We start from the raw sequence: 2350 nt of genomic DNA, 5'->3' as shown, positions 1-2350 counted from the left end.
CCGCCCAAGGCCGGAGCCGCCCGGTCGTCGCCCCTGAGCGTATCGTTCTTGTCCCAGCCGGACAGCGCTTCGACAGCATCGAAGCGATCACGCAGGATGTCCTGCTGGTCCGTGGTGAAGATCGGGACGAGAAGGTCGGAATCCGCGTCCTGGCTGTTGCCCTTGTGGATTGCCCAGTCGAAGCCGAGCATGCCCTCGTTGCGCATGACGCTTTCGCCCTGGACCATGATGTCGTCGCCGGACTCGGCGTCGAAATCGTGCTCGTCGGTGCCGGCGAACATCACGTCATGGCCGATGATGGTCGAGTTGAAGAACAGTTCCGAATTGTCGCCGGCGGTCGTGTCGAAGCCGCCGCCGCCCTCGAGCCAGTCATCGCCTTCGTTGCCGAGCAGGAAGTCGGCGCCCTCGCCGCCGAGGATGAAATCGTCGCCGAGGCCCCCGAAGGCCTCCTTGCCGTCGGGGCCGGTGATGATGACGTCCTTGCCCTCGTTGCCGAAGAGCAGGGCAAGGCCGCTGCCACCATGGATGACGTCGTTGCCGGCCTCGCCATGCAGCATGTCGACTTCGCCGATGTCGGTGCCGCTGTTGGTGATGATGTCGTCGCCATCGCCGCCATGGATCTTGTCGACGCCGTAGCCGGCCTCGATGCGGTCGTTGCCGCCACGGCCCCAGACGCTGTCGTCACCGCCGCCGGCGATGATGACGTCGTTGCCGTTCGTGCCCTGGATGAGGACGTGATCATTGGTGTTGACGCGCAGATGGGCCGCGACCTGCCCGGTTCCGATGCTTCCTGCCGCGACGACGACGTTGCCCGCCGGATCACGCACGAAGGTGCCGTCCGGGTTTCGCTCGTACACGATCAGGTTTCCGGCGGCGTCCCGGCGCTCGACGAAGCTCGACAGGGCCTCGAGGAACGGGTCGTCGTTCTGCGGCTCGGCGATGCCGAACTTCGCCTGCTCCCTGGCGTCGAGATAGATGACGTGGTCGGGCACCGAGAAGATGTCGCCCGGCAGCGCGTAGCCCTGTTCGCCGAGGTCGGTGTTGGCGAGCACCATCTTGGCGAAGGAGTTGTTCTCCAGCTCGTTCAGGAAGTTGAGACCCTGGACGCGTGACAGGTAGTAGAAGCGGTCGCCGTTCTGGAGATTCTCCAGCTGCAGCTCGAAGATGAAGGAGAAGGTCGAGCCCAGCATGCCGCCGAAGGCCATCTTCTTCTCGGCCAGGCCGCCGACCCAGAGATCGACATTGTTCAGGCCGCCGAGGCTGCCGCCGGCATAGGTGCCTCGGGCATTGAGGAAATCGAGCCGGTCGGCCGGAGCCCCGCTGCCGCCGAACACGAGCTTCATGGCCGCCTCGCGCTTGGCGTCCGTCGTTGTAGCGGCGGTGATTGTCGAATGCGTGCCATAGGCCGCGATGAAATTCACGATCGAGGCCGGGTTCTTCAGATTCAGCGCGAAATCGGTCCAGCTCGTATAGGGATCGAGCTGGGTATCGCCGTTGGCGACCTCCTTGAACTGCGACCGCGCCTCGTTCAGCGAGGGAATGCCGGCCTCCCGGCCGCGGGCGATGTTGAGCGCGGCCAGATCGAGCGGAATGCCGACCAGCTGGTTGCGCAGCACATGGGTGACGAACTCGTCGATCTCGTTGCCGACCTGGCTGGTCATGCCGCGCACGATCGCCCCGGCGGCGGCAGCGTGATCCACCGTCGCCGAGCCGAAGGCGAGCGGGTTCAGGAAGGCATCGAACAGCTTGAGGCTGCCGTCGGAGCCATCGGCATTGGTGAGCGCGACGTCCTCGCGCAGCATCGAATGGCCGAAGCGGTAAACGACATGCGCGAACTCGGCGAAGATCGCCGGATTGATGTCGGTCGACGGGTTGAAGACGAAGGCGTCGACATCCGGCTGGACCTTGCGGGCGAACTCCTCGAAGACGAGGTGCTGGTACTGCATTTCGGTCGAGAAGCGCGCCGCCTGGAACAGCCGCTCGCCGTCCCACTGCAGCGCGGCGATCGCCTGGGGGGTGGCCGGCAGCGCGGTGACGTCGGAGACCAGCCACTCGTTCAGGAAGGCGAGGTCCGCCGCCGCCAGCGCCTTCTCCTTGATCTGCTCGACGGTGCGGTTGTGCTCGGAGTGGAAGATGTGATGCACGGCCGAGAGGCCGATGTTCTCGTTTCCGCGGCCATCGCCGGTGATGTAGTGCGCATTGAGCAGTTCGTCGTCATAGGTGACGGAGACACCGAACTGGTTCACCGGGATCTGGTTTCCGGCGACGCCATCGGCATCGGCGGTCTTCAGGATCATCGGCGTTCCCGGATTGCGGTCATGGTCCACAAGGCCGGGCACCGCATTATGCG

General features: G+C 65.0%; 1 protein-coding gene. It reads right to left on the bottom strand.

Translation table 11 applies throughout. The features are described 5' to 3' along the window. On the bottom strand, positions 1–2350 hold a 2350-nt coding region (locus tag ACIPIA_RS14480), incomplete at both ends, for a peroxidase family protein (protein WP_400510559.1).

Origin of the sequence: Allobosea sp. CER48 (assembly GCF_044752385.1) — a bacterium.
Taxonomy (GTDB): Bacteria; Pseudomonadota; Alphaproteobacteria; order Rhizobiales; family Beijerinckiaceae; genus Allobosea.
The sequence above is the reverse complement of the archived record's forward strand: the minus strand, read 5'-3'. Positions and strand labels throughout refer to the sequence as shown.